General features: G+C 64.3%; 22 protein-coding genes. 11 read left to right on the top strand and 11 right to left on the bottom strand.

Translation table 11 applies throughout. The features are described from left to right. Positions 1-78: 78 nt before the first annotated feature. From bioD to bioB, 4 genes are read right to left on the bottom strand one after another with little or no spacing between them, the layout of a single operon-like run. Entirely contained in the window at positions 79-756 is a 678-nt protein-coding gene (gene bioD, locus V5738_RS04370; protein WP_423823184.1) for a dethiobiotin synthase, read from the bottom strand. Next, positions 756-1511 (bottom strand): pimeloyl-ACP methyl ester esterase BioH, encoded by a 756-nt coding sequence (gene bioH, locus V5738_RS04365; protein WP_423823183.1) that lies wholly within the window; start codon positions 1509-1511, stop codon positions 756-758. Before bioH ends, bioD begins: the two co-directional genes overlap by 1 nt. Continuing rightward, complete coding sequence (gene bioF / locus V5738_RS04360; protein ID WP_423824240.1) at positions 1508-2692, bottom strand: 8-amino-7-oxononanoate synthase; 1185 nt, start codon at positions 2690-2692, stop codon at positions 1508-1510. Before bioF ends, bioH begins: the two co-directional genes overlap by 4 nt. A gap of 16 nt (positions 2693-2708) precedes the next feature. Next, a complete protein-coding gene (gene bioB / locus V5738_RS04355) occupies positions 2709-3746 on the bottom strand; it encodes a biotin synthase BioB (protein WP_423823182.1) in 1038 nt (345 codons plus the stop codon). A 69-nt stretch (positions 3747-3815) separates the two neighbouring features. On the opposite strand from bioB, the gene V5738_RS04350 reads away from it, so the two are divergent. Continuing rightward, the gene (locus V5738_RS04350) at positions 3816-4517 is read left to right on the top strand and encodes a double zinc ribbon domain-containing protein (protein ID WP_423823181.1); all 702 of its coding nucleotides are present in this window, start codon (positions 3816-3818) and stop codon (positions 4515-4517) included. A gap of 66 nt (positions 4518-4583) precedes the next feature. Further along, a complete protein-coding gene (corA, locus tag V5738_RS04345; RefSeq protein ID WP_423823180.1) occupies positions 4584-5669 on the top strand; it encodes a magnesium/cobalt transporter CorA in 1086 nt (361 codons plus the stop codon). Here the strand turns inward: corA and V5738_RS04340 are convergent. The 7 genes from V5738_RS04340 to V5738_RS04310 form a co-directional block, all read right to left on the bottom strand. Beyond that, complete coding sequence (locus tag V5738_RS04340) at positions 5666-7654, bottom strand: CASTOR/POLLUX-related putative ion channel (protein ID WP_423823179.1); 1989 nt, start codon at positions 7652-7654, stop codon at positions 5666-5668. The two genes, corA and V5738_RS04340, sit on opposite strands and share 4 nt — an antisense overlap. Positions 7655-7918: 264 nt before the next feature. Further along, a complete protein-coding gene (gene recG / locus V5738_RS04335; RefSeq protein ID WP_423824239.1) occupies positions 7919-9994 on the bottom strand; it encodes an ATP-dependent DNA helicase RecG in 2076 nt (691 codons plus the stop codon). 92 nt (positions 9995-10086) lie between these two features. After that, positions 10087-10476: a Rid family detoxifying hydrolase gene (locus V5738_RS04330; RefSeq protein ID WP_423823178.1), complete on the bottom strand. Its 390-nt coding sequence runs from the start codon at positions 10474-10476 to the stop codon at positions 10087-10089. 83 nt (positions 10477-10559) lie between these two features. After that, positions 10560-12719 (bottom strand): RelA/SpoT family protein, encoded by a 2160-nt coding sequence (locus V5738_RS04325; protein ID WP_423823177.1) that lies wholly within the window; start codon positions 12717-12719, stop codon positions 10560-10562. A gap of 114 nt (positions 12720-12833) precedes the next feature. Beyond that, positions 12834-13151 (bottom strand): DNA-directed RNA polymerase subunit omega, encoded by a 318-nt coding sequence (rpoZ, locus tag V5738_RS04320; protein ID WP_423823176.1) that lies wholly within the window; start codon positions 13149-13151, stop codon positions 12834-12836. 64 nt (positions 13152-13215) lie between these two features. Beyond that, positions 13216-13806: a guanylate kinase gene (gmk, locus tag V5738_RS04315; protein WP_423823175.1), complete on the bottom strand. Its 591-nt coding sequence runs from the start codon at positions 13804-13806 to the stop codon at positions 13216-13218. Beyond that, on the bottom strand, positions 13806-14669 hold the full coding sequence (locus V5738_RS04310) for a YicC/YloC family endoribonuclease (protein ID WP_423823174.1): 864 nt from the start codon (positions 14667-14669) through the stop codon (positions 13806-13808). The genes gmk and V5738_RS04310 overlap by 1 nt, the downstream gene beginning before the upstream one ends. A gap of 224 nt (positions 14670-14893) precedes the next feature. Between V5738_RS04310 and rph the strand changes: the two genes are divergently transcribed. The 9 genes from rph to V5738_RS04265 all read left to right on the top strand — a co-directional run bounded on the left by rph (position 14894) and on the right by V5738_RS04265 (position 23984). Next, positions 14894-15619, top strand: a complete 726-nt coding sequence (rph, locus tag V5738_RS04305) for a ribonuclease PH (protein WP_423823173.1) — start codon at positions 14894-14896, stop codon at positions 15617-15619. 2 nt (positions 15620-15621) lie between these two features. Next, the gene (rdgB, locus tag V5738_RS04300) at positions 15622-16221 is read left to right on the top strand and encodes an RdgB/HAM1 family non-canonical purine NTP pyrophosphatase (RefSeq protein ID WP_423823172.1); all 600 of its coding nucleotides are present in this window, start codon (positions 15622-15624) and stop codon (positions 16219-16221) included. Then, positions 16208-17389: a radical SAM family heme chaperone HemW gene (gene hemW / locus V5738_RS04295; protein ID WP_423823171.1), complete on the top strand. Its 1182-nt coding sequence runs from the start codon at positions 16208-16210 to the stop codon at positions 17387-17389. The genes rdgB and hemW overlap by 14 nt, the downstream gene beginning before the upstream one ends. A 100-nt stretch (positions 17390-17489) precedes the next feature. Further along, on the top strand, positions 17490-17678 hold the full coding sequence (locus V5738_RS04290; RefSeq protein ID WP_423823170.1) for a CPXCG motif-containing cysteine-rich protein: 189 nt from the start codon (positions 17490-17492) through the stop codon (positions 17676-17678). A 131-nt stretch (positions 17679-17809) separates the two neighbouring features. Continuing rightward, entirely contained in the window at positions 17810-19081 is a 1272-nt protein-coding gene (locus V5738_RS04285; protein WP_423823169.1) for a malic enzyme-like NAD(P)-binding protein, read from the top strand. A gap of 32 nt (positions 19082-19113) precedes the next feature. Continuing rightward, positions 19114-20406 (top strand): citrate synthase, encoded by a 1293-nt coding sequence (locus V5738_RS04280; protein WP_423823168.1) that lies wholly within the window; start codon positions 19114-19116, stop codon positions 20404-20406. Positions 20407-20453: 47 nt separating this feature from the next. Next, the gene (locus tag V5738_RS04275; RefSeq protein ID WP_423823167.1) at positions 20454-21719 is read left to right on the top strand and encodes a PqiA/YebS family transporter subunit; all 1266 of its coding nucleotides are present in this window, start codon (positions 20454-20456) and stop codon (positions 21717-21719) included. Continuing rightward, on the top strand, positions 21709-23364 hold the full coding sequence (gene pqiB, locus V5738_RS04270; RefSeq protein ID WP_423823166.1) for an intermembrane transport protein PqiB: 1656 nt from the start codon (positions 21709-21711) through the stop codon (positions 23362-23364). The genes V5738_RS04275 and pqiB overlap by 11 nt, the downstream gene beginning before the upstream one ends. Then, positions 23361-23984, top strand: coding sequence for a PqiC family protein (locus tag V5738_RS04265; protein ID WP_423823165.1), 624 nt, complete (start codon positions 23361-23363; stop codon positions 23982-23984). Before pqiB ends, V5738_RS04265 begins: the two co-directional genes overlap by 4 nt. Positions 23985-24014: the final 30 nt, after the last annotated feature.

The raw sequence follows: 24014 nt of genomic DNA, 5'->3' as shown, positions 1-24014 counted from the left end.
GACACACGGCCGGCCCCACCCTCGGAGCGCGCCGCGCGGCTATTGTGCCTCAAGCATTCAGCATACGAGCGACCCGACTCAGCCCGATGCGCGGCCGATCCAGCAGCCCGGCTCGATTGCGTAGTCGACCGGCGGATCGGTCGGCACCTGGGCCAGGCAGGGACCCGGCATGTTCGCCTCCAGCCAGGCGAGGTTGTCATCCAGCCGAGGCTGGCGTGGCGGCAGTATATTGGCCACCCAGCCCACCAAGCGCGTGCGCGCCGCGATCGCCCGGCCCGACAGCAACGCATGATTGACACAGCCCAGCCGCATGCCGACCACCAGCAGCGTCGGCCACTGGCGGGCGGCGACCCAGCCCGCAAAATCCAGTTCGGGCCCGAGCGGCACATGCCAGCCGCCGGCGCCTTCGACGATCACCCAGTCGGCGCGCGTGGCCAATCGGGCATGGCCGGCGTTGAGCACATCGACATCGATCGCGACCCCGGCCTCGGCGGCCGCGATATGCGGCGCGATCGCCGGGCTGAACGCATAAGGGTTGATCTCGTCGTAGCCAAATCCCGGCGAGCCGGCCGCCGCCAGCGCCAGTGCGTCTTCGTTGCGCAGGCCCTCGGACGTGTCCTCGCAGCCGCTGGCCACCGGCTTGTACCCCACCGCCGTATAGCCGGCAGCAGTCAGGCCGCGCAGCAGTGCAGTGGCGATCCGGGTCTTGCCGATCTCGGTATCGGTGCCGGTCACGAATAACGTACGGGCGGTCATCAGTGCAGCTCGATACGGTCGATAAAATCAGTCACCAACGCCGCGAACTCGTCCTGGTGCGAAACGAACGGCGCATGCGCGGCGCGTTCGATTTCGACGAAGTGGGCCTTGGGCATGGCCTCGGCCGCCGCCTGCATCGCTCGCGGGTGCGCCAGCCGGTCGCGCTCGCCGGCGATCAGCAGGCTAGGCACATCGATCCCGGGCAAGGCATCGCGCAGATCGCTCGCTGCGATGATGTCCAGCCCTGCTTCAAGCCCGTCGCGATCCGGCGGTCGCTGCCCGAGATCGGCTTTTAAACGCGCCGCGGCCGAGGCGGCATCGGGTGTGCCGCGAACCTGTTGGTCGATGAACTGATGCAATGTGGTCGAAAAATTCGTATCCAGCCCGGCGCGCATGCCGTGCAGAGTGGTTTCGGCCATGCCCCAGGGCCAGTCCGCGGCATGCATCAGGCGCGGCGTGGCGGCAGTCAGGATCAAACCGCGCACCCGGTCCGGATAGCGCATGGCCATCGCCCAGGCGACCAGACCGCCGAGCGACCACCCCAGATAGACCGCCGAGTCCGGGGCCTCCGCAGCGATCGCATCGACCCAGGCATCCAACCCATGTACAAGATCGCGCTCGCCGTGACCCGGCAGGTCCAAGGCGTGCAAACGCGGCCCCAGCTGCTCGGCCAGCGGCAGCCAGACCCGGCTCGACAGCCCCCAACCATGCAGGGCGACGATATCGGTGGAAGGCAACGCTCGATGTGGACTCATAAGCCGACGGCTTTGGAATTATCGCTATCCTGCCAGGCCGATGCGAGAGCTGCGACCAGCCCGTCGACGTCGGCCTCGGTATGGGCGGCCGACAACGTGATGCGCAACCGCGAGGTGCCGGGCGCGACCGTGGGCGGCCGGATTGCCCCGACCAGATAGCCGCGCGCCAGCAGCGCCTCCGACAGCGCCAACGCAGCGCGTTCGTCGCCGACGATCACCGGCTGGATCGGGCTGTCGGAGGCGACCAGCGGCAGCCCGGCATCGGCCATGCCGCCCCGGAAACGTTCGATCCGATCGTGCAAGCGGTGTCGCCGGGCAGCGTCGCCGCGCGCGATCGCCACGCCCTGCCGGGCCGCGGCCGCCACTGCTGGCGGCATGGCCGTAGAAAAAATCAGCGAACGCGCAGTCTGCAGAATCGTTTCGATGACGACGTCGTCGCCGGCCACGAAAGCGCCGGCCGCACCTACCGATTTGCCGAGCGTGGCAGTCACCAGCGGTACCTCGTGGCTGCTCAGTCCGGCTTCGGCCACGCGCCCGGCGCCTTCGGGTCCGAACACCCCAAGACCATGGGCATCGTCGGCCATCAGCCAGGCATCGCGATCGGTCGCCACACGCGCTAGGTCGGCCAACGGCGCGGTATCGCCGTCCATGGAAAACACGCTGTCGGTCACCAGCAGCCGATGGCCGCCGGCAGCGCCTGCCAGCGCCGTATCGGCAGCTGCCGCATCGGCGTGGGCATAAATATGCTTGGCGGCCCCGGACAGGCGGCTGCCGTCGATCAACGAGGCATGGTTGAGCGCATCGGCCACGATATGGTCATGCTTGCCGACCAGTGCGCTGATCACGCCGACATTGGCGGCGTAGCCGGTGGCGAATACCAGCGCCCGTTCGCGCCCGACCCAGTCGGCCAGTTCGGCTTCCAGCGCGGCCTGTTCAGCGTTGTAGCCGGTGACCATCTGCGAGGCCGCGCTGCCACTGCCAACGCGGGCCGCCGCACGCCCCAGCGCTTGGCCCATGCGTGGCTCGGCGGCCAGCCCGAGATAGTCGTTGTTACAGAAATTGCGTTTGGTTTCGCCGTCAACGATCACGCACGCGCCGTGCGCGCCGGTAATCACCCGACGCCGGCGCTCACGGCCGGCCTCGGCGATCGCATCCAGCCGCTCGCGGCAGACGGCATGCAGGCTATTCACGCCGGGGTCAGGCGCGGGCGGCCTGGGGCGCCTGTTCGGCGCTGGGCTCGACACCCGGCTCCAGATCGGTGTACTTGGGACTGGCCTCGGCACGCATGCCGAGTTTGTCCAGCAAGGCCAGATCCGCCTGGTGTGCCGGATTGGTGGTGGTCAGCAGCTCGTCGCCATAGAAGATCGAGTTGGCCCCGGCCAGAAGACACAGCGTCTGGACCGCTTCCGACATTTCCTCACGCCCGGCCGCTAGGCGCACATAGGAGGCCGGCATCATGATTTTGGCCACCGCGATGGTCCGTACGAAATCCAGCTCGTCGATCGGATCGGTGCCGGCCAGCGGCGTGCCCTCGACCTGGACCAGATTGTTGATCGGCACGCTCTGCGGATGCTCGGGCAGATTGGCGAGCTGGCGCAGCATCTCGGCCCGGTCACCGGGGGCTTCGCCCATGCCGACGATGCCGCCGCAGCAGACCTTGAGCCCGGCGTCGCGAACATGCTCGAGCGTATCCAGCCGGTCCTCGTAAGTGCGCGTGGAAATAATCTGCTCGTAGTACTCCGGCGAGGTATCCAGATTGTGGTTGTAGTAGTCCAGACCGGCCTCGGCCAGCCGCTGGGCCTGGCGGGCCTTGAGCATGCCGAGCGTGACACAGGTTTCCAGCCCTTCGGCCTTGACCGCCTCGACCATGTCGATCACCCGATCGAGATCCTTGTCTTTCGGGCTGCGCCAGGCCGCGCCCATGCAGAATCGTGTCGCACCGGCGGCCTTGGCCCGCTTGGCGGCATCGAGCACCTGTTCGGTGGGCAGCAGGGTTTCGCGTTCCAAGCCGGTATCGAAGCGCACGCTCTGCGGACAATAGGCACAGTCTTCCGGGCAGGCGCCGGTCTTGACCGACAGCAGCGTCGACAGTTGGACGTCGCGGGCATCGAAATGCTCGCGATGCGCGGCTTGGGCCCGATAGATCAGATCCGCGAACGGCAGCGCGAACAGCGCGCTAACTTCTTCATACGACCAGTCGTGGCGCACAGCGCCGGCCGTTTCGACATTGCTCATGGCAGGATATCCCTTGGACTTGGCAGTCCGGGATAGCTTTGCCGAGCACCAGCCTATCGTCAACCTGAAATGAGCAAATTTCTTTACAACTGGATAAAAACTGCACAAAACGCGGTCTTGGCGCCCTGCTGTCCGATCTGTGCGGCCACGATCGACGCCGAGGCTGGGCTTTGCGCGGGCTGCGCCGGCGAGCTGCCATGGCTCGAGATCCAGTGCCAACACTGTGCACTGCCGTTGACGGCCGAGGCCAAGACCCGCGTCTGCGCCGACTGTGCGCGACGGCCTCGTTTCGATCGGGCGCTGGCAGCCTGCCGTTATCGTGATCCGGTGGCTTGGCTGATCGGCGGTTTGAAATATCGCCATCAACTCGCCTATGCCCGAGTGCTCGGCGATCTACTCGCGACTCGGCTGAGCGCCGAGGCCATGCCCGACCTGCTGGCGCCGGTGCCACTGCATCCCGCGGGTTTTCGTCGGCGCGGTTTCAACCAGGCCGAACGGATCGCCGCGCATGTGCATCGTCGGCTCGGCTGGCCTTTGGATAGCGACACGTTTACACGGATTCGCGATACAGCGCGTCAAAGCACACTGAATGCCGACGCCCGAGCGGCCAATATGCGCGGTGCTTTCATAGCGCAGCGCGCGCTCCATGGTCGGCGCGTCGCACTCATCGATGATGTGATGACCACAACCCGGACCGCGGCTGCCCTAGCGCGATCGGCCCGCCAGGCCGGCGCCCGCGAAGTAGTGGTGTACTGCGTCGCCCGGGCGTGACCGAGGCCTTGCTGTCGCCGCGACGGCTGCGATTTACTGACAGCATCGCTCGCCTGGAAAACTGCCATGCTCGGTTATTTGTTGTCTCGCCGCCCAGCGCCGGGCGCCCGGCCCGGCGCCCTGGTCGATCCGACGCCCGAACAACAGATCGGCAAACTCACAATCTATCGTATGGACTTCGGCGGCCAGGTCGCCATCCAAGAGCGCTGCGAGCAGGATCTCGAGCGTGCCCTGGCCGTGCCTGGAGCCAGCCGCCATCCGCTGACCTGGCTGCACTTCGAAGGCGATGTCACAGCGGCCCAGCTGGCCCGGCTCGGCGTCGATTTCTCGCTGCATCCGCTGGCCCTGGAGGACGTGCTCAACCACGGCCAGCGCCCTAAACTGGATGTCTACCACGCCACCCTGTTCGTCACTCTGGTACTGCCGTATATGGCGGGCGAGCGGCTGGTACTACAGCAGGTCAGCCTGTTCATGGGCGAAGACTTCGTACTCAGTTTTCATGCTGGCGCGCACGATGTGTTCGCCCCGGTGCGAGAGCGCATCCATGCCGCCCACGGCCGTATCGCCCACGCCGAGGCCGATTATCTCGGCTACTGCTTGGTCGATGTCGTGGTTGATTCCGGGCTCGCGGTACTGGCCGACTACCACGACCGCATCGAGGCACTCGAGGATCGAATCTTCGAAGACCGCACCGACGACTTGATCGAAGTCATCCATGATCTGCGTCGGCGTCTGATCGGCATGCGCAAAGTGTTGGTTTCGCAGAACGAACTGCTGGTGCGCTGGGTCAGCCTGGAGCATCCGCTGCTACATAGCGACAACCGCCCCTATTTTCGTGACGTCCAGGATCACGCCAAGCGCGTGGTCGACCTGGCCGACGGCTATTACGACACTGTCGGCTCGCTGCTCGATACCCATCTGTCGCTGGCCTCAGCCCGGCTCAACGATGTGATGCGCGTTTTGACCCTGATCGCCACCGTGTTCATGCCGCTGTCGTTTCTGGTCGGCGTCTACGGCATGAACTTCGACACCCGCTATCCCTGGAACATGCCGGAGCTGTCGTTCGCCTATGGCTATCCGGTGCTGCTCGGCGTGATTCTGCTGCTAGTGATCGGCATGCTGTTCTATTTCAAGCGCAAGCGCTGGCTCTAGATCCGCGACGACCCGGTAGCGGGTGCTTCCGCGACCACAGGGCGGCCATCGAGCACGATCAATTGGTCTTCGCGGCCGAGCTCGAGGGCTTCGTGCTTGTGGGCCGGATTGAGCTGCACGGCTCGTCCACCCGGGGTGATCCGCATGATGCCGAGCAGAATTTCGCCGGCTGCGCCGCAGCGCTCTGCCAGCTCGGCAAAACTGGCCGGCGGCTGGCCGAGCACGCTGCGCGGCACCGGACGAAACGCCAGTTCAGCCCCCTTCGGGCCGAACATATCCTCGACCACCCAGTGCAGCTCGCGGCGCAGTGCGACCTGGGTCAATAGGCTCGACTGAACCACCGGCGAGACCAAACATTCGGCCTGGCCGCCGGCGAACAACGGCGCATTATCCTCGGCCATGGTTTCAACGATCAACGCCGGATCCGCCCCGGCTGCCGCCAACGCGCGCCGGAGCACCAGATAGCCCGCCAACAAACGGGCATCGGCGGCCTCGGCCGAGCCCAACCAATCGCTGGCGACCAGGATCACCGTGTCGTAGCTGCCCAGTTCACGGACCGCGAGCTGGGCATAGGAGGTGATATCGATATCAACCTGGTTGACCACTGCATGCCGCAGTTCCAAACCGCGGCGCGCCAGAATGGCTTCGCGTTCGGCAATCGGAACCCGAGATAACACATCGATGGTTGCATCCTCGCCGCTATGCCGGTCGAACTCGGCCAGCAATGAGACCACCTTCTGGTTCCAGCCCAGCACCAGCACCCGACGTGCGATACGGCCTTCCTCGACCGCCGGCTCGATCGGGCGCCCGACTATCTCGGCCGGCGCCGGGGCCCGATCTGGAGCGCAGTGCTCGTAGCGCCGCGCGATGAAAGCCAGCCGATCGTGCTCGGCTACGACTTGCTCCGGCTGGGCATACAGCGGCAAGAAATCGCCGTCGCGGGCCACGCCCAGCAAAATGGCATGGTCGTAACACGTCGCCAGATCGCTCAGGCGTTCGCCGGCCAGATTCTCGGCCGAGCGAACGAAGATCTGGTTGGCCTGATCGTCGCCGATACTGGCCAATAGTTCGTTGTAGACCCCGGACAGTCCGCGCAGGCGGGCGTTCTGCGCCAGCAATCGCGCGATGATCTGGGGTGTACCAATGAACTCAGCCGGGCCTGGATAAGCGCCCCGAGCGGTCTCCAGCAGATCGGCATCGAACAGTTCGGCGACCACCAGCGGCAGCTCGGCCGGGGCGATCTCGTGGCTCGATGTGGCTGCGCTCATCAGCGTCTTGATGGTGCGCTCATCGGGCACCCCTTCGGCATCGAACTCGCGGGCCGGCAGCACGATCGCTCCGGCGTGCCGGTAGTCGACGCGTTTGAGGTGGTCGGCGCGCAGTGCGCTGCCGGAACGCAGGGTGATGCGCCGGGAACTGTAGCCGCGCCCGAGACGGTCTTTGAGTTCGGCGGCCAAGGCCGGAGTCACCCGCTCGGCGAGCACCACGATACGTAGGCTCCAGATATGACGGGCACGCAAGAAACGGCGTACCCGGCCATCGGACTCCACCAGCTGCTCGACCATTTCGCCGGTGCGGTTGTTCCAGCCGAGGATCAGGATATGGTCGTTCTGAGCGATCGGCGTATAGCCGGCCTCGAGCTTGTCGATGGTCTCGTTGAGCCACTGGGTCATGGTCGCAATCAGCGCGCCGACGAACAGCACCACGCCGAGCACCGTGAGCACGGTCGAAACCGTGCGCAGCAGCAGTCCCTGGTCGTCACCGAGATAGCCCGAATCGGTCAGCCGCAGAAATGCCCACCACACCGCCGAACCGGCGTCCGGATAAGTCTTGCCCGGGGCGGCAACGAACACCAGCAGCCCGGCGCCGACCGCAATCAATATCATGGCCAGGGCGATGACCGATAGCCGCGAGGCGGTACTGCGCAGCAACAGCTGCTCGACACGGAACTGAATGATCTGGCGCAGACGACGTAATAAGGACATACGGCCGGCCTCGTTCCGGCGGTATCGATCGGCGATGCCCCAGCTTAGGCGGTGAACCCGGTGGATGCACGCCGTCGGTCGGCCGCCTGCTGCTCGCCTTGGGTCGCCCGCGAGCCACATTCAGGCCGAGCTTTTATCGGCCGTGCCCCCAGACCACGCCGGGCTGCGACAAACGATTCCGAATGCCTGGGCACGGCCGGGACCGACAGCCGATCTGTGATTTCGACCATCGACGACACCGCCCACAGGGTGCGCCGACCGCGGTTAGACGCGAGCGTAGGCGGCCGCGGCACTGGTCCAGCGCTCGATCAGCAGCTCCGCCTCGCGCGGATGATAGGCCAGCACATCGTCGGCCACGGCCAGCGCGGCCTCGGCCAGATCGGCGTCGCGCACCAGATCGGCGATACGGAATTCCTGGGCCCCGGTCTGGCGGGTGCCGAGCACTTCACCCGGCCCGCGCAGCTCCAGATCGGCGCGAGCGATGGCAAAACCGTCCGAGGTCTTGCGCAATGCGGTCAGCCGCGAACGAGCGGTATCGGATAGCGGGCCCTGATACAGCAGCACGCAGTGGCTCGCGGTCGAGCCACGACCGACCCGGCCACGCAGCTGATGCAGCTGGGCCAGGCCCAGGCGTTCGGCGTTTTCGATGATCATCAGCGAGGCATTGGGTACATCCACCCCGACTTCGATCACCGTGGTCGCCACCAGCACGTCGATGCTGCCGGCCTTGAAGGCATTCATCGCCCTGGCTTTGTCGTTGGCTTTCATGCGGCCATGCACCAGCGACACGTGCACGCCGTCCAGGGCTTCCGACAACGCTTCGGCAGCGGCTTCAGCGGCCTGGGCCTCGAGCTTGTCCGAGGTTTCGATCAGCGTGCACACCCAGTACACCTGGCGGCCCTCGGCGACTGCGTCGCCGATGCGGCTAACGACCTCGTCGCGCCGGGTATTGGGTATCGCCACGGTGGTGATCGGTGTGCGCCCCGGGGGCAGTTCGTCGATCACCGAGGTATCTAGATCGGCATAGGCACTCATTGCCAATGTTCGCGGGATCGGGGTGGCGGTCATGATCAGCTGGTGGGCGGTCGTAGCACCACCGTTTTTGGCCTTGTTGCGCAATGCCAGGCGTTGGTCGACCCCGAAACGATGCTGTTCGTCGATCACCGCCAGCCCGAGCGCGCCGAATTCTAGCGCCTCTTGGAACAGAGCATGGGTGCCAACCACCACGCCGGGCGTGCCGCTGGCGATCTCGGCCAGCAGCGTATCGTCTTTCTTGCGCTTGCCGGTGATCAGCCAGACCGGCATCCCGAGCGGCTCCAGCCAGCGCGACAGGGCTGCATGGTGCTGTTCGGCCAGCAGTTCGGTCGGCGCCATGAAAGCGCCCTGCCAAGCATTGTCCACTGCGGTCAGCAGTGCAGCGGCTGCGACCACGGTCTTGCCCGAGCCGACATCGCCCTGAACCAGACGCAGCATCGGCGAACGACCAGCCATATCGGCCAGGATTTCGCCAATCACCCGGCGCTGGGCACCGGTCGGCGAGAAACCCAGGCCGTCGAACAATGGCGCCAGACCGCGCCCCGGCTGGCCCATGGCCGGCGCTCGATCAGCTCGGATCTGGCGCCGCCGCGAACGCAGGCTGAGCTGATGGCCCAGCAACTCCTCGAAGGCCAGCCGCTGGCAGGCCGGATCGCGGCCTTCGGCCAGCGCGGCAACGTCGCTATCGATCGGCGGATCGTGGATACGACGCAGCGCCTGGTTGGCCGACATCGACACCGCTGGCCCGGTCAGATCGGCCGGCAGGCTCTCGAGCCAGAAACCGGGCTGTTCGAGCAGCGACAGGGCCTGGCCGACCAGATCGCGCAGCCGATTCTGCGATACGCCGGATACGGTCGGGTAAACCGGCACCAGCCGGGCAACGATATCGTAGCCGGCAGCCTCGCTATCGACCACCTGGATCTCGGGGTGGACCATTTCCATCCCGTAGGCGCCGGAGCGCGGCTCGCCGTACAGACGCAGCCAAGTACCGGGGGCCAGCCGCGCCTGCTGGTCGGGACCGAAGTGAAACAGCCGCAGCCACAGACGCGCCGCGCCATCGCTGGTGGTGACCAACAGGCTCCGCCGTCGCCCCTGGCGGATTTCGGCCCCTTCCACGCGCACCACAGCCAGTGCCGGGCTGCCCTGCCAGAGTTCGGCCACCGGCGTGATCCGGCTGCGATCCTCGTACCGGTTCGGCTGGTGTAACAGCACATCACCGATCGACACGATACCCAGATCGGCCAGCCGCTCGGCGAGCTTGGGCCCGACCCCAGCCAGCCGACGCACACCAGCGGCTGCGGTCAAGCTGCCGGCCTGGGCGGCCGCCGAAGCTGCGTTAGTCTCCTGTCCCACGATTCATCCCGAATGGCTCGCCGGCCACAGTGAGCCTGTCGCGATTACTCGACGGCCAGGATAGCGTCGGCCTCGACCGCAGCGCCCTTGGGCAGCGAGGCCACGCCGATCGCCGCCCGGGCCGGATACGGGGCATCGAACTTGGCTTCCATGACCTCGTTGACGATGCCGAACTGGCTCATATCGGTCAGATACAGGCCGATGCGCACCGCATTGGCCAGGCTGGCATCGGCAGCCTCGGCTACTGCCACCAGATTATCGAACACCCGCTCGACCTGAGCCCGGAAGTCGCCGTCGACCAGTTCGCCCGTCGCTGGATCGAGCGGGATCTGGCCGGAGATATAGACGGTATCGCCGTGCCGGACCGCCTGCGAGTAGGGGCCGATCGCCGACGGCGCGGCTTCGGTGCTGATGATCTGGTGGCTCGAGGGCATGGCAACACTCCGCTGATAAAAAGAGGCTGTATTTTTGCACAGCACTCCGCTGCCGCCCAGCGCCCCGCCGGACCGCCGCGCAATCAGCTGCGCTCGACCTTCTCGACCTGTGGAATCCGGCGGATACGACGGATCACGCTGGCCAGGTGGTGACGATCGCGGACCCCGATCAAAAACCGGATCGTGACCAGCGAATTGCCCCGCTCCGGGAAATTCACGTTCTCGATACTGCAGCCGGCATCCGAGATACGCGACGAAATATTGGCCAGCAGCCCACGTTCGTTGGCCGCGGTCACCCGCAGCTCGACGTCGTACTCGCCCGACACGTTATCGGCCCAGGTGAGCTCGACCCGGTCGTTGGAGGCGCGCTTGCGCGAGGAATAGGCACAGCCAGTGCGGTGCACTACCAACCCACGGCCGACACTGGCCTGGCCGTGGATCGCATCACCCGGTACCGGGTGGCAGCATTTGGCGAATTCCACCACCAGGCCTTCGGTACCCTGTACGGCCAAAGGCTTGGCCCGCTTGCCAGCCGCCACCGGGGCATCGCTGGCCAAAAAGTGCCGGGCGACCAGCGGTGCCAGCCGACGACCGAGGCCGATCGCCGAATACAGGGCCGGCAGGCTGGCCTCGCCCATCTCGGCCAGGCCACGGTCGATATCGGTACGCGACAACCGTCGCAGCGACAGCCCCAGATCGGCGAGCGCTTTTTCCAGCAGCCGTTCGCCGAGCTCGCGCGCCTTGTCGTCGCGCTGATTCTTCAGATAGTTGCGCACGCCCGAGCGGGCCTTGCCGGTCTTCAGGAAATGCAGCCAAGCCGCGTTTGGGCGAGCATGCTTGGCGGTGATGATCTCGACCGTCTGACCGGATTCGAGCTGGTTGTTCAGCGGTGCCAGATGGCCATCGACCCGGGCCGCCACACAGCGGTTGCCGAGCTCGGTATGCACGGCATAGGCGAAATCCACGCAGGTCGCGCCCTTGGCGAGCTGGATGATCTGACCCTTGGGCGTGAACACATAGACTTCGTCGGGGAACAAGTCCATGCGCAGGTTGTCGACGAACGCCAGCGAATCGCGCTCGCCCTCTTCCATTTCGGCCAGATGGCCGAGCCAGGCCTCGGCATCCAGATTGCCGAGCTTGCCGACCGATTCGCCGAGCTTGTACTGCCAGTGCGCGGCGATCCCGGATTCGGCGATCTGGTCCATCTCGCGGGTGCGGATCTGAACCTCGAACTTGATCCCGCCGCGGGCCATCAACGTGGTGTGCAGCGACTGATAGCCATTGAGCTTGGGATTGGCAATGAAGTCGTTGAACAACTCCGAGATCGGGCGATAGCGGTGATGCACGATGCCCAGGCTGCGATAGCATTCATCGACCGTGTCGACGATGATGCGCACCCCGTACAGATCCAGCACGTCGAGAAAACGACGATGCTTTTCGCGCATCTTGCGATAGATGCTGTACAGATTCTTGCGCCGGCCTCGAACCACCGCCGACAGCCCCTCGGCGGCCAGCGCCCGCGACAGAGTTTCTTCGATCTCGCGCAGCAGGGTACGACGGTCGCCGGTGATCGAGCGACTGGCCCGGCGCAATACCTCGTAGCGACGCGGATACAGATTGGCGAAGCCTTTTTCTTCCAGCTCCTCGCGAATCGTGTTGATACCAAGCCGGCGCGCGATCGGCGCATAGATATCCAGCGTCTCGCGGGCGATCTGGGCGCGCTTTTTCGGATTCATGCCGCCCAGCGTGCGCATGTTGTGCAGACGGTCGGCAAGCTTGACCAGGATCACACGGATATCGTGCGTCATGGCCAGCATCAGCTTGCGAAAGCTCTCGGCGGTGGCCTGCTCGCGGCTACGGAACTGGGCCTTGTCGAGCTTGGATACACCGTCGACCAGGGCCGCGACTTCCGAGCCGAAACGCTGGGCAACTTCGTCGCGCGCAGCGTCGGTATCCTCGATCACATCGTGCAGGATCGCCGCCATCAGCGTGGTCGCATCCAGGCGCATATTGGCCAGAATGCGGGCAACCGCCAGCGGATGATAAATATAGGGTTCGCCGGTCTTGCGGAACTGGCCGCGGTGTTGGTCGGCGCCGTATTCGTAGGCCGCACGTACTTGGCCGATCTGCTCGGCCGACATATACGACTCGAGATGCTCGGCAAGCGCATCGATGCCGTACTCGCGCGAAATACGCGACGTCCGGATCTTGCTCTGGATACGGGTCAGGCCATTCAGTTCCATGGCCCTAGATTACTTCGAACGTTCGACTCTGGCGAGCTTTTCTAACAGGCCTTTCCGGCAAGCTTTGGCGTCGAACGCATGGCCCGGCACGGTATCCCGTGCCGGGCGCCGGGATTATTCCCCGGAGTCCGCGGCTTTCTTGGCCGCAGCCTGTTTCTCGCCGACTTGGAAGTCTTCTTCAGTCGGCTCGGCCGGCTTGGGTGCTTCCATGCTGGCTGATACCGGCGGCAACTCCGGCTCTTTCAGAACGTCGCGGGAGACCAAGCCTTCGGCGATCTCGCGCAGCGCGAGCACGGCAGGCTTGTCGTTTTCCCATTCGAGCTCCGAATGCGCACCGCGCGCGAGCTGCCGGGCTCGCTTGGATGCGATCGTCGCCAGTTCGAACTTGTTCTCGACGTGATCGAGACAATCTTCAACAGTTACGCGCGCCATGGGTACCTCGCAAATCGAGCGCAATCGTGCATTGTAGCGTGTCGGCGTACTGCCGACCAGTATTTTACGCCGTACGTTCGAAGATCGACGTCAGCTCGTCGAGGGCATGCTCGAAACAGTCGTTGACGATCTGGTAGTCGTAGTCGTCGGCATGCGCCAATTCGTCATCAGCCTCGGCCAGACGGCGGGCGATGGCGGTCTCGTCTTCTGAGCCGCGAGCCCGCAGTCGGCGCTCTAGCTCCTCGCGCGAGGGCGGCCGGATGAAGATCGTGATCGCCTCGGGCGCGCGGTCGCGCACCTGGGCTGCGCCCTGCCAGTCGATGTCCAGCACGACATCCTGGCCGGCCGCCAGCCAGCGCTCGGTTTCCCCGGCCGAGGTGCCGTAGTAGCGATCGAACACGCGGGCATATTCGAGGAATTCGCCGCGTTCGATCATGGCCTCGAACTCGTCCCAGGAGACGAAATGATAATCCCGCCCCTCGGTCTCGCCCGGGCGTGCGGCTCGGGTGGTATAGGACACGGAAAAACGTGCCGTCCGGCCGCTTTCGCCAAGCCGATCGATAACCGCTCGGGTCAAACTGGTCTTGCCGCCGCCGGAGGGCGCCGAAATCACATACAGGCGGCCGGCTCGCTGGTCTTGTTCGATCGCTGTCATCACTCGATGTTCTGAACCTGTTCGCGCATCTGCTCGATGAGCACCTTCATTTCCACGGCATGGGCGGTCACCTCGGCATCGGCCGATTTGGATCCGAGCGTGTTGGCCTCGCGATTGAATTCCTGCATCAAAAAATCCAGCCGCCGGCCGATGGGCTCGCTCTTACCCAGGGCCTCATGCAGCGCCTTGACGTGGGCATCGAGCCGATCGAGTTCTTCGGCTACGTCCATGCGCTGGGCCGCCATGACCAATTCGGTCTCGAGACGCGCCGGATCGGCATCGACATCCAGCTCGGCCAGGCGGCCGCGCAGTTTGTCGGCTTGCTCGGCCCGCACCTGCGGAATCCGGCTGCGTACGGCCTCGGCGTGTTCGCTGATCGCCACGGCGCGGGACTGGAGCATTTCGGCGAGCCGCTCGCCTTCCGCCGCCCGCATTTCGCGCAGCGCAGCCAGCGCTTCGTCCAACGAGGCCAAGGCGGCCGCCTGTAGCGCTTCGGTATCCGGCTCCGCGTCGTGCTGCACCCCGGGAAACGTCAGCAGACGCAAAGCATCCGGCGAGCGACAATCGATTACCGTCGAGCGCACCGTATCGATGGCTTCCGACAACGCAGCCAAGCGCTCGGTATCGATCTCGATGGTCTGGTCGGGCTTGGCCGTCGACAGCCGGGCGGTGACCTCGAGCTTGCCACGGCCGACATAGCCCCCCACCTTTTCACGAATGGCCGGCTCCAACGCGCGCAGCGCCTCCGGCAGGCGCGGCGAGACATCGAGATAACGATGATTGACGCTACGCAACTCCCAGACGAGCTCGCCCCACTCGCCCTGGCTCTGGCTGCGTGCAAATCCAGTCATGCTGCGGGTCATACGCGGGCCTCAATCGATTGGCGGCCGCGGCCGGCCGCTTCAGTGGGCGCGCAGTATCGCATAGCTGGCTGCCGAACGCGGCCTTGGACCATGTCGGCGTCGGCGCCTCTGCACCGGCCGCCGAACCGGTAGCGACCGGTCGATCGAGCGAACGCTGAAAACATGCGCCTGGCCGGCCGCTGATACACTAGCGGGCTATCTGCCAGCCATTGCATGAGGCGAACTTGAGCAAACGACCCAGCGGCCGCACCGCCGACCAGCTCCGCGACGTGACCATCCAGCGCCATTTCACCAAGCATGCCGCCGGATCGGTACTGGTGTCGTTCGGTGATACCCGCGTGATCTGTACGGCCAGCGTCGACGATCGCGTGCCGCCGTGGCTGCGTGGCTCGGACTCCGGCTGGCTGACCGCCGAATACGGCATGCTGCCCGGCGCGACCGGTACCCGTAGCGGCCGCGAAGCCGCCCGTGGCAAACAGGGGGGGCGCACAGTGGAGATCCAACGCCTGATCGGGCGCAGTCTGCGCGCGGTCATGGACTTGAAGGCACTGGGCCAGCGTTCGGTGACCATCGACTGCGATGTGATCCAGGCCGATGGCGGCACCCGCACTGCGGCCATCACCGGCGGCTATGTGGCGCTGGTCGATGCCATGGACCGTCTGGTCGCCAACGGCAAGCTCAAGAGCAGCCCGCTGCACGGCCAGATCGCTGCGGTGTCGGTCGGCATCTATGACGGCGCGCCGGTGCTCGATCTGGACTATGCCGAAGACAGCCAGGCCGAGACCGACATGAATGTGGTGATGAACGAAGCCGGCGGCTTCGTCGAAGTCCAGGGCACTGCCGAAGGCCATGCGTTTGCCCGCTCCGAACTTGATGCCCTGCTCGGCCACGCCGAAAAAGGCGTCGGCGAACTGATCGCGATCCAGCGCAACGCACTCACCGGAGCCTGATCATGAGTGAACGCTGGGTACTGGCTTCGTCCAATCGCGGCAAGCTGGCCGAAATGGCTGCTCTTTTGTCCGAGTTGGATATCGAACTCGTCTCCCAGGCCGAGTTCGACGTCGAGGATGCCGTGGAAGACGGCATGTCGTTTGTCGACAACGCTCTGATCAAGGCCCGGCATGCCGCATCGGCGACCGGCCTACCCGCGATCGCCGACGATTCCGGGCTCGCCGTCGATTTCCTGGACAGCGCGCCCGGTATCTTTTCGGCCCGCTATGCCGACACCCACGGCGATGACGCCGCCAATAACGCCAAGCTGCTGGACGAGCTCGGCGACGTAGCCGAAGCCGATCGCGGTGCCGCATTCCATTGCTGCCTGGTCGCGACCCGCTCGGCGATCGATCCGGCCCCGATCGTGGCCCATGGCAGCTGGCGCGGGCATATTCTTGAGGCCCCGCGCGGCGAGCATGGTTTTGGCTATGACCCGCTATTCTGGGTCGCCGAGGAAAATGCCAGTGCCGCCGAACTACCCGCCGAGCGCAAGAACGCTATCAGCCATCGCGGCCGTGCCATGATCAAGCTCATCGACGAGCTCCGTGAGCGTCGCTGACGCCCCAACACAGGCTGGATCCGCCCGGGCCGATGCCACGGCGACGCCGCTGTCGGCCTATGTGCATCTGCCCTGGTGCGTCAAAAAATGCCCGTACTGCGATTTCAACTCGCATCGGGCACCGGCGACACTGCCCGAAACCGCCTATGTCGATGCGCTGGTCGCCGACTGGGCGATCGCGGCGGCCGGCGAGCGTCGCTCAATCGACAGCGTGTTCATCGGCGGCGGTACCCCGAGCCTGTTCTCGGCGGCTGCCATCGAACGCATTCTGGAGACCCTGGCCGACTCGCCAGGCCTGAGCGCAGACTGCGAAATCACCCTGGAAGCCAACCCGGGTACGACCGAACGCAGCCGCTTCGCCGACCTGGCCGCAGTCGGGGTGAATCGCATTTCGCTGGGGCTGCAAAGCCTGGATTCGGGCTGCCTTGCCGCGCTCGGTCGTATCCACGGCCCGGAAGAAGCCCTGGCAGCGATCGACGATGTGCGCTCGGCGGGCATAGACCAGCTCAACTGCGACCTGATGTTCGGCTTGCCCGGCCAGGATCTGGACTCTGGCCTGGCCGATATCGAGACTCTGCTGGAGCGCAACCCGGGGCATATTTCTTATTATCAGCTCACCCTGGAGCCAGGAACCCCGTTTTATCGTCGCCCCCCAGTGCGCCCCGACGACGACACGATCGCAGATTTGTTCGAGGCGGCCTCCGAACGACTAACGGCCGCTGGCTACACGCAGTATGAGGTCTCGGCCTGGGGCCGCGATCATCGTTGCCGCCATAATGACAACTACTGGCGCTTTGGCGATTATCTTGGCGTAGGTGCCGGCGCCCATGGCAAGCAGACCCAGGGCGATGGCCGGATTCTGCGCACCGCACGCCAACGCTGGCCGGCCGGCTATATGCAGTCGGCCGGCACACCGGCCGCGATCGTCGAGACTCGGTCCCTGGAAGCCGACGATGCCCGCTTCGAAGCCCTGCTCAACGGCCTGCGTCGTCGCCAGGGCCTGCGCCGGGACGAATACGAGGCCCGAACCGGTCTGGACTGGCCGAATCTGCTCGATACGCTCGCCGTGCCGATCGAGCGCGGTTTGATCATGGCCGACAAGACCGGGGTGCGTGCGAGCCCGCACGGCTGGTATTTTCTTGATTCGATACTCGCTGAGCTGGTTTAGCCGCGATTAATATACAGCCTCAATATGTTGCGCCCCCTGTCGCGGGCCGGACTCGATACGCCGGATCCCCCGATAGCCCCCTAAGGACAACACTCATTTCATGATCGAAGAACCAAGCGTAACCTGTCCTTACTGCGGCGAAACCATCACCGTGGTGGTGGATGCTACGGCCGGCGATCAACGCTATGTCGAAGATTGCTTCGTGTGTTGTCAGCCGATCGTGCTGAGCGTGGTGACCGACGGCGCCGGCCAGCTCGAAACCATAGAAACCGAGCCGGAAAATGCCTAACTCACTGGGATTAAAGGCGATCTTCGGCGAGGCTGGTCGCCGGGCAGGTGGCGGTCTATACTCGACCGTCATTTGCCTTGTACAGATGCCGCGGGCAGCGCACGACGGCTTGAGACGGACGAGCGGGCTTTATGGCCGAATATTCGCGTAAACAGGAAGCTCTGGATTACCACGCCCGCCCCAAGCCGGGGAAGCTGGGTATTTCGGTGACTAAACCGTTCACCACCTACGGTGAATTGTCCTTGGCCTATACCCCCGGGGTGGCCGAACCGGTCAAGGCGATTCGGGATAATCCCGAAGACGCCTATCGCTATACTTCCAAGGGCAATCTGGTCGCGGTGATCTCAAACGGCACCGCGGTGCTCGGACTTGGCAATACCGGGGCATTGGCCAGCAAGCCAGTGATGGAAGGCAAGGCCGTCCTGTTCAAGAAATTCGCCGATATCGACGTATTCGATATCGAAGTCGACGCCGATACCGCCGAGGCGATGATCGACACGGTCGCCCGGATCGCCCCGACCTTCGGCGGCATTAACCTCGAAGATATCGCCGCCCCGCATTGCTTCGAGATCGAGAACGCGCTGATCGAGCGGCTCGATATTCCGGTCTTTCATGACGACCAGCACGGCACCGCCATCATCGTCGGCGCGGGCCTGATCAACGCCCTGGAACTGCAGGACAAAACTCTGTCCGAGGCCAAGATCGTGTGCATGGGTGCCGGCGCGGCCGCTATCGCATCGATGGATCTGCTGATCGAAATGGGTGCGAGCCGCGACAATATCTTCATGTGCGACAGCAAGGGCGTGATCCACAACGGCCGCGACGATCTATCGAAATACAAGGCCAAGTTCGCCACCAGCACCGACATGCGCACACTCGATGATGTGATGGCGATCGCCGATGTATTCATCGGCCTGTCCGGGCCGGACACGGTCTCCAAGGAACAGATCGGCGCCATGCCGGCCAAGCCAGTGGTGTTCGCGCTGTCCAATCCCAATCCGGAAATTACGCCGGAAGACGCCAAGTCCGTGCGCGACGACCTGATCATGGCCACCGGACGCTCGGACTATCCGAACCAGATCAATAACGTGCTGGGCTTCCCTTATATCTTTCGCGGCGCGCTGGACGTGCGCGCGCGACGCATCAACATGTCGATGTGCGTCGCCGCCGCCCGCGCCATGGGCGAGCTCGCCCGTCGGCCGGTACCCAACACCGTGCTGGAAGCCCACGACAAAGACCGCATGTCGTTCGGACCGGACTATATCGTGCCGAGCCCCTTCGACCCGCGCCTGATCGATTTCGTGCCGCCGGCGGTCGCTGCTGCCGCAGAGGAAACCGGCGTAGCACGCACCGACTACCCTTCGCATTATCCGCAGCCTGCGATCGACATTACCGATCAGTAGGCGAATTTGCGGCAACCTTCGGGAGACCCACTATGGCCCAGACATACAAACTGACGAACGGCGACGACAGCAACAGCGCCGAACTACCCCTCGTCGAAGGCACGCTGGGCACACCGGCTGTCGATGTGCGTGGCCTGAACCAGAAGCAAGGCGTATTCACCTACGACCCGGCCTTCACTGCGACCTGCAGCTGTGATTCCGACATCACTTTCATCGACGGTGAAAACGGCCGTCTGATGTATCGCGGCTACTCGGTTCAGGAACTGGCCGACAAGTCGAGCTATCTCGAAGTCTGCTACCTGCTGCTCAATGGCGAGCTGCCCGGCAAGGACGAGATGGACAACTTCCGGGACGCGATCACGCATCACACGATGCTCAACGAATCGCTGGTGAAGTTCTACGACGGCTTCCACTACGATGCCCATCCGATGGCGATCTTGACCGGCATCGTGGGCTCGCTGTCGGCGTTCTATCACGACAAGACCGACATCCGGGATCCCGAGCATCGCGAGATCTTCGCCCATCGCATGATCGCCAAGATGCCGACCATCGCGGCTGCGGCCTACAAACACTCGATCGGCCAGCCCAAGATCGGGCCGAAAAACCATCTCGACTACACCTCGAACCTGCTGCGCATGATGTTCGCGGTACCGGCCGAGGAATACGAAGTCGATCCGGTGGCCGCCAAGGCACTGGATGTGCTGTTCATCCTGCACGCCGATCACGAGCAGAACGCCTCGACCTCGACCGTGCGCATGGCCGGCTCGACCGGTGCCAACCCCTATGCCGCGATCTCCACCGGTATCGCCGCACTCTGGGGTCCGGCCCACGGCGGCGCCAACGAGGCCGTGCTCAATATGCTGGCCGAGATCGGCGATGCCTCGCAGGTCTCGAAGTATCTCGACAAGGCCAAGGACAAGGACGATCCGTTCAAGCTGATGGGCTTCGGCCATCGTGTCTACAAGAACTTCGACCCACGGGCCAAGGTGATTCGGGGCTACTGCCACCAGATCCTCGAACACTACAACATGCAGAACAACAAACTGTTCGAACTGGCCCTGGAGCTCGAACGGGTGGCGCTGGAAGACGACTACTTCGTCGAGCGCAAGCTGTATCCGAACGTCGATTTCTACTCCGGCATCATCTACCAGGCGCTGGGTATCCCGCTGAACATGTTCACGCCGATGTTCGCCATCGCGCGTACGGTCGGCTGGGCCTCGCACTGGTGCGAAATGATGTCCGATCCGAAGATGCGTATCGCCCGTCCGCGTCAGGTGTATACCGGCTACACCCTGCGTGACTACGTCGATATCGACAATCGCTAAACGATCGACTGCCTGCGATGTGGCCCCAGCTGCCGGGTCGGTCTGAAATGGCCGACCCGGCAGCCGGGGCTGCGCCGCGACTGGCGCTATGCGGCGAGTGCGACTGGCTGGTGCGACTGCCAGACCGGGCTCTCGGCCAACGCGCCCATTGTCCGCGCTGCTACCACCATCTGACCGGGCCGGCGCGCTCGGGCCTCCAGCCGCTTCTGGCTTGGCTCTGTGCCGCACTGATTCTGCTCGCGCTGGTCTTTGTATTCCCGTTTCTAGGTTTTTCCTCGCACGGCGTCGGGCACACGATGAATTTCGCCGATACCGTCGGCGCCCTGGTCGCCGACGATTACGGCATTCTGGCGGCTCTGCTGCTGGCCACGACCGTTGGCCTACCAGGCCTGTATCTGATCGCCCTGCTCTATCTCTGTCTCGGCGCGAGACCGGGCCGGCGCCTGCCCGGGGCGATCGCCATCGCCCGCCGGATACGGCCTCTGGAACCGTGGATGATGACCGATGTGTTCGTGGTCGGCGTACTGGTCAGCCTGATCAAGATCATCTCGCTGGCCGATATCCAGGTGCATGCCTCATTCATCGCATTCTGCGGCTACTCGCTGGCCCTAATCCAGGCCATGCGCCTGATCGATTGGGTGCGGCTATGGGACAGCCTCGTGCCTCCACCCCAGCCGCCCCCGGGGGTCACCGCCGGCGCCCCTGGGCACCGCCAATCGGTGGTGGCCTGTCGTGCCTGCGACACCCCGTTCGTGGCCGCAACGCCGACGGCCTGCCCGCGCTGCGGCAAACATCATCGGCTGCGGCATATCAATCGCCTGCAATGGACCTGGGCGCTACTGGTCACGGCCACGATCGCCTATATTCCAGCCAATACTTACCCGGTCTTGTCCACTGAACAGCTGGGCAATACCGAGCCCCAGACCATTGTCGGCGGCGTGCTGCATCTGGCGGCTTCCGGCGACTGGCCGATCGCGGCAATCATTTTCCTGGCCAGTATCGTGGTGCCGATTTCGAAGATCATCGCTATGGGCTGGCTATGTATCATGGCCGCACGCGAAAAGCGTCCGAACGCATCGTTAACCCATACCCGGGCGTACCGGGTCACTGAAAAGATCGGCCGCTGGTCGATGATCGATGTCTTCGTGGTGGCCGTACTGGCCACCCTGGTACAGGCCGGTTCGTTGATATCGATCCAGCCCGGCCCTGGCGCGATCGCTTTTGCGTCGGTCGTGGTTTTGACCATGATCGCCGCCCTCGTTTTCGATACCCGGCTGCTCTGGCCCAATGAGTCGCATGCCCATGAGCGATAACCCGCCCGACGATACCGCCGAATTGTCCGATGACACTGGCCGCTGGCGGATTTCGCCGGTCTGGCTGATTCCGTTGGCCGCACTGCTGATCGGTGCTTGGCTGGTCTACGACAACTTCGCCTCGCGTGGGCCGACCGTGGTACTGCATGCCGACACCGCCGAAGGCATCGAGGCCGGCCACACCGATCTCAAGGTCCGCAGCGTGACGGTCGGCCACGTGACCCAGGTCGAGCTGGCCGACGATTACCAGGGCGCAGTGATCACGGTACAGATGAATCCGGAGACCACCGATTTGCTGGGCGACCACGCCAAATTTTGGGTGGTCAAGCCCCGGGTCGGGCCAGAAGGCGTGACCGGTCTGAATACCATTCTGTCGGGGGCCTATCTGGAAATGCGACCGGCCAAAACCGGCAGTGACAAACGCCGCTTCAAGATCCAGGACAACCCGCCGCCGACGCCGAGCAATCAACCGGGCGTGACCATCAAACTGGTCAACTCCGGTGATAATACGCTGTCGGTCGGCGACCCGATCGTCTATCAGGGCCAGAACGTCGGCCGTATCGAGGACAGCCAATTCTCGGTCGACAAGCGCCAGACCATCTACACCATCTTTGTCCGTGAGCCATTTTCGAGACTGATTACGGCCTCGACCCAGTTCTGGCTGCGCTCCGGCGTGGATTTTAAGCTGGGCTCCGACGGCCTCGACGTCCGGCTCGGCTCACTGCAAAGCGTGCTGGCTGGCGGCATTACCTTTGGCTTAGCCGACGATGTAGCAGCCGGCCAAACAGTCGCCGATGGCCACCAGTTCGAGCTGTACGAAACGCGCAATGCTGCCGTCCAGGATCGATTCGATCGCAAGATCGAATACGTCGTCCTGCTCAACGACTCAGTCCGCGGCCTGTCGGCCGGCGCCCCGGTCGAATATCGCGGGCTGCGCGTCGGCACGGTCGAAGAAGTGCCCTTCTATCGCGACAACTTCAAGCTCGACGGCTTTGCGGATTTCAAGATCCCTGTGCTGATTGCGATCGAGCCACAGCGGCCGAGCCTGGCCTGGGCGCATTGGAGCGATGAAGAATGGCGCATGCACAACCGGCGCTTTTTCAAGCACGGCCTGCGCGCGACCATCAAATCCTCCAACCTGCTGACCGGCTCGATGATGATCGAATTGAACTTCGACCATCATGCCGACGAGGTCACGCTACAGAAGGTCGGCCAGTATCCGGTCTTCCCGAGCAAGCCGAGCCAGATCACGAGTATCCAGCAGCAACTATCGAACCTGATGGACAAACTCAACGATCTCGATGTCGCCCCGATCGTCAACCAGCTCAAGGACACGGTGAACACCACCAACGACACGCTCGAACAGTTGCGCCAGTCGACCCATCACGTCAACGACCTGCTCGGCCAGCGCAGTACCCAGGAGCTGCCCGAGGAGATCAACCAGACCCTCGAACGGCTGCAGGGCACGCTCGACAACTTCCAGCAGGGCTCGCGCGGATACCAACAGCTCAATCACACGCTGGACAAGCTCAATCAGGTACTCGACGATGCCGCGCCGCTGACCCGCACGCTGCGCGATCATCCCAATTCGCTGATCTTCGGCCGCCCCGAGGGTGAGGATCCCGTTCCCAAGGCCCATCAATGACCGATCGTTCTATGCGCGCCACATCGATACTGCTGCTCAGCGCGGCCCTATTATTGATCTCGGGCTGCGCGACGACAGGCGACGACGGATCGCCGTCGCTGTTCGTTCTCGAGGATGGGCCGTCGGCGCCAGACAAGACCTCGACCCCAGGCGCACCAAGCCTGGCGATCGCACCGGTGGCGGTGGCGTCCTATCTCGACCAGGGCGGCATCGTGTACCAGACCGAGGTGCATCGCATCGTCGTCGCCAACAACAATCGTTGGGCTGCACCGCTTACCGACCAGCTCACCGATACGCTGTATGGCGTGCTGGCTTCCGAACTGCCCGGCGTGAACCTAAGTCGGCCAGCCAACGCACAAAATGCAAGCTATCGACTACGCACCTATATCGACAGTTTTTTCGGCCACTACGGCGGCAACGCCGTCGTCGCCGGGCGCTGGACGCTGATCGGGCCGCAGGGCGCCACCGTCGCCAGCCGCACTTTCAAACGCCGTACGCCCTTACCCCGCGACGGCTATCCGGCGCTGGTCTCCAGCCTATCGCAGGGCTGGCAGACAGTCGGCGACTCGATCGCTTCCAACGTAGGCAGCGCACTCGAACAGCGCGCGACACAGCACTAATCGGCACATGCTGATGCCCTTCCATCGTCC

This window comes from Salinisphaera sp. SPP-AMP-43, assembly GCF_049568105.1.
In the GTDB taxonomy this organism is placed as follows: Bacteria; Pseudomonadota; Gammaproteobacteria; order Nevskiales; family Salinisphaeraceae; genus Salinisphaera.
The sequence above is the reverse complement of the archived record's forward strand: the minus strand, read 5'-3'. Positions and strand labels throughout refer to the sequence as shown.

Excerpts from the sequence above, each read along its gene's own strand:
- V5738_RS04285 (WP_423823169.1), top strand. The coding sequence starts at position 17,810 with ATGGCCGAATATTCGCGTAAACAGGAAGCTCTGGATTACCACGCCCGC.
- pqiB (WP_423823166.1), top strand. The coding sequence starts at position 21,709 with ATGAGCGATAACCCGCCCGACGATACCGCCGAATTGTCCGATGACACT.
- V5738_RS04350 (WP_423823181.1), top strand. The coding sequence starts at position 3,816 with ATGAGCAAATTTCTTTACAACTGGATAAAAACTGCACAAAACGCGGTC.
- rdgB (WP_423823172.1), top strand. The coding sequence starts at position 15,622 with ATGAGTGAACGCTGGGTACTGGCTTCGTCCAATCGCGGCAAGCTGGCC.
- gmk (WP_423823175.1), bottom strand. The coding sequence starts at position 13,806 with ATGACAGCGATCGAACAAGACCAGCGAGCCGGCCGCCTGTATGTGATT.
- V5738_RS04265 (WP_423823165.1), top strand. The coding sequence starts at position 23,361 with ATGACCGATCGTTCTATGCGCGCCACATCGATACTGCTGCTCAGCGCG.
- V5738_RS04275 (WP_423823167.1), top strand. The coding sequence starts at position 20,454 with ATGGCCGACCCGGCAGCCGGGGCTGCGCCGCGACTGGCGCTATGCGGC.
- V5738_RS04280 (WP_423823168.1), top strand. The coding sequence starts at position 19,114 with ATGGCCCAGACATACAAACTGACGAACGGCGACGACAGCAACAGCGCC.
- bioH (WP_423823183.1), bottom strand. The coding sequence starts at position 1,511 with ATGAGTCCACATCGAGCGTTGCCTTCCACCGATATCGTCGCCCTGCAT.
- rpoZ (WP_423823176.1), bottom strand. The coding sequence starts at position 13,151 with ATGGCGCGCGTAACTGTTGAAGATTGTCTCGATCACGTCGAGAACAAG.
- bioB (WP_423823182.1), bottom strand. The coding sequence starts at position 3,746 with ATGAGCAATGTCGAAACGGCCGGCGCTGTGCGCCACGACTGGTCGTAT.
- corA (WP_423823180.1), top strand. The coding sequence starts at position 4,584 with ATGCTCGGTTATTTGTTGTCTCGCCGCCCAGCGCCGGGCGCCCGGCCC.
- V5738_RS04325 (WP_423823177.1), bottom strand. The coding sequence starts at position 12,719 with ATGGAACTGAATGGCCTGACCCGTATCCAGAGCAAGATCCGGACGTCG.
- V5738_RS04340 (WP_423823179.1), bottom strand. The coding sequence starts at position 7,654 with ATGTCCTTATTACGTCGTCTGCGCCAGATCATTCAGTTCCGTGTCGAG.
- V5738_RS04310 (WP_423823174.1), bottom strand. The coding sequence starts at position 14,669 with ATGACCCGCAGCATGACTGGATTTGCACGCAGCCAGAGCCAGGGCGAG.
- V5738_RS04290 (WP_423823170.1), top strand. The coding sequence starts at position 17,490 with ATGATCGAAGAACCAAGCGTAACCTGTCCTTACTGCGGCGAAACCATC.
- V5738_RS04330 (WP_423823178.1), bottom strand. The coding sequence starts at position 10,476 with ATGCCCTCGAGCCACCAGATCATCAGCACCGAAGCCGCGCCGTCGGCG.
- bioD (WP_423823184.1), bottom strand. The coding sequence starts at position 756 with ATGACCGCCCGTACGTTATTCGTGACCGGCACCGATACCGAGATCGGC.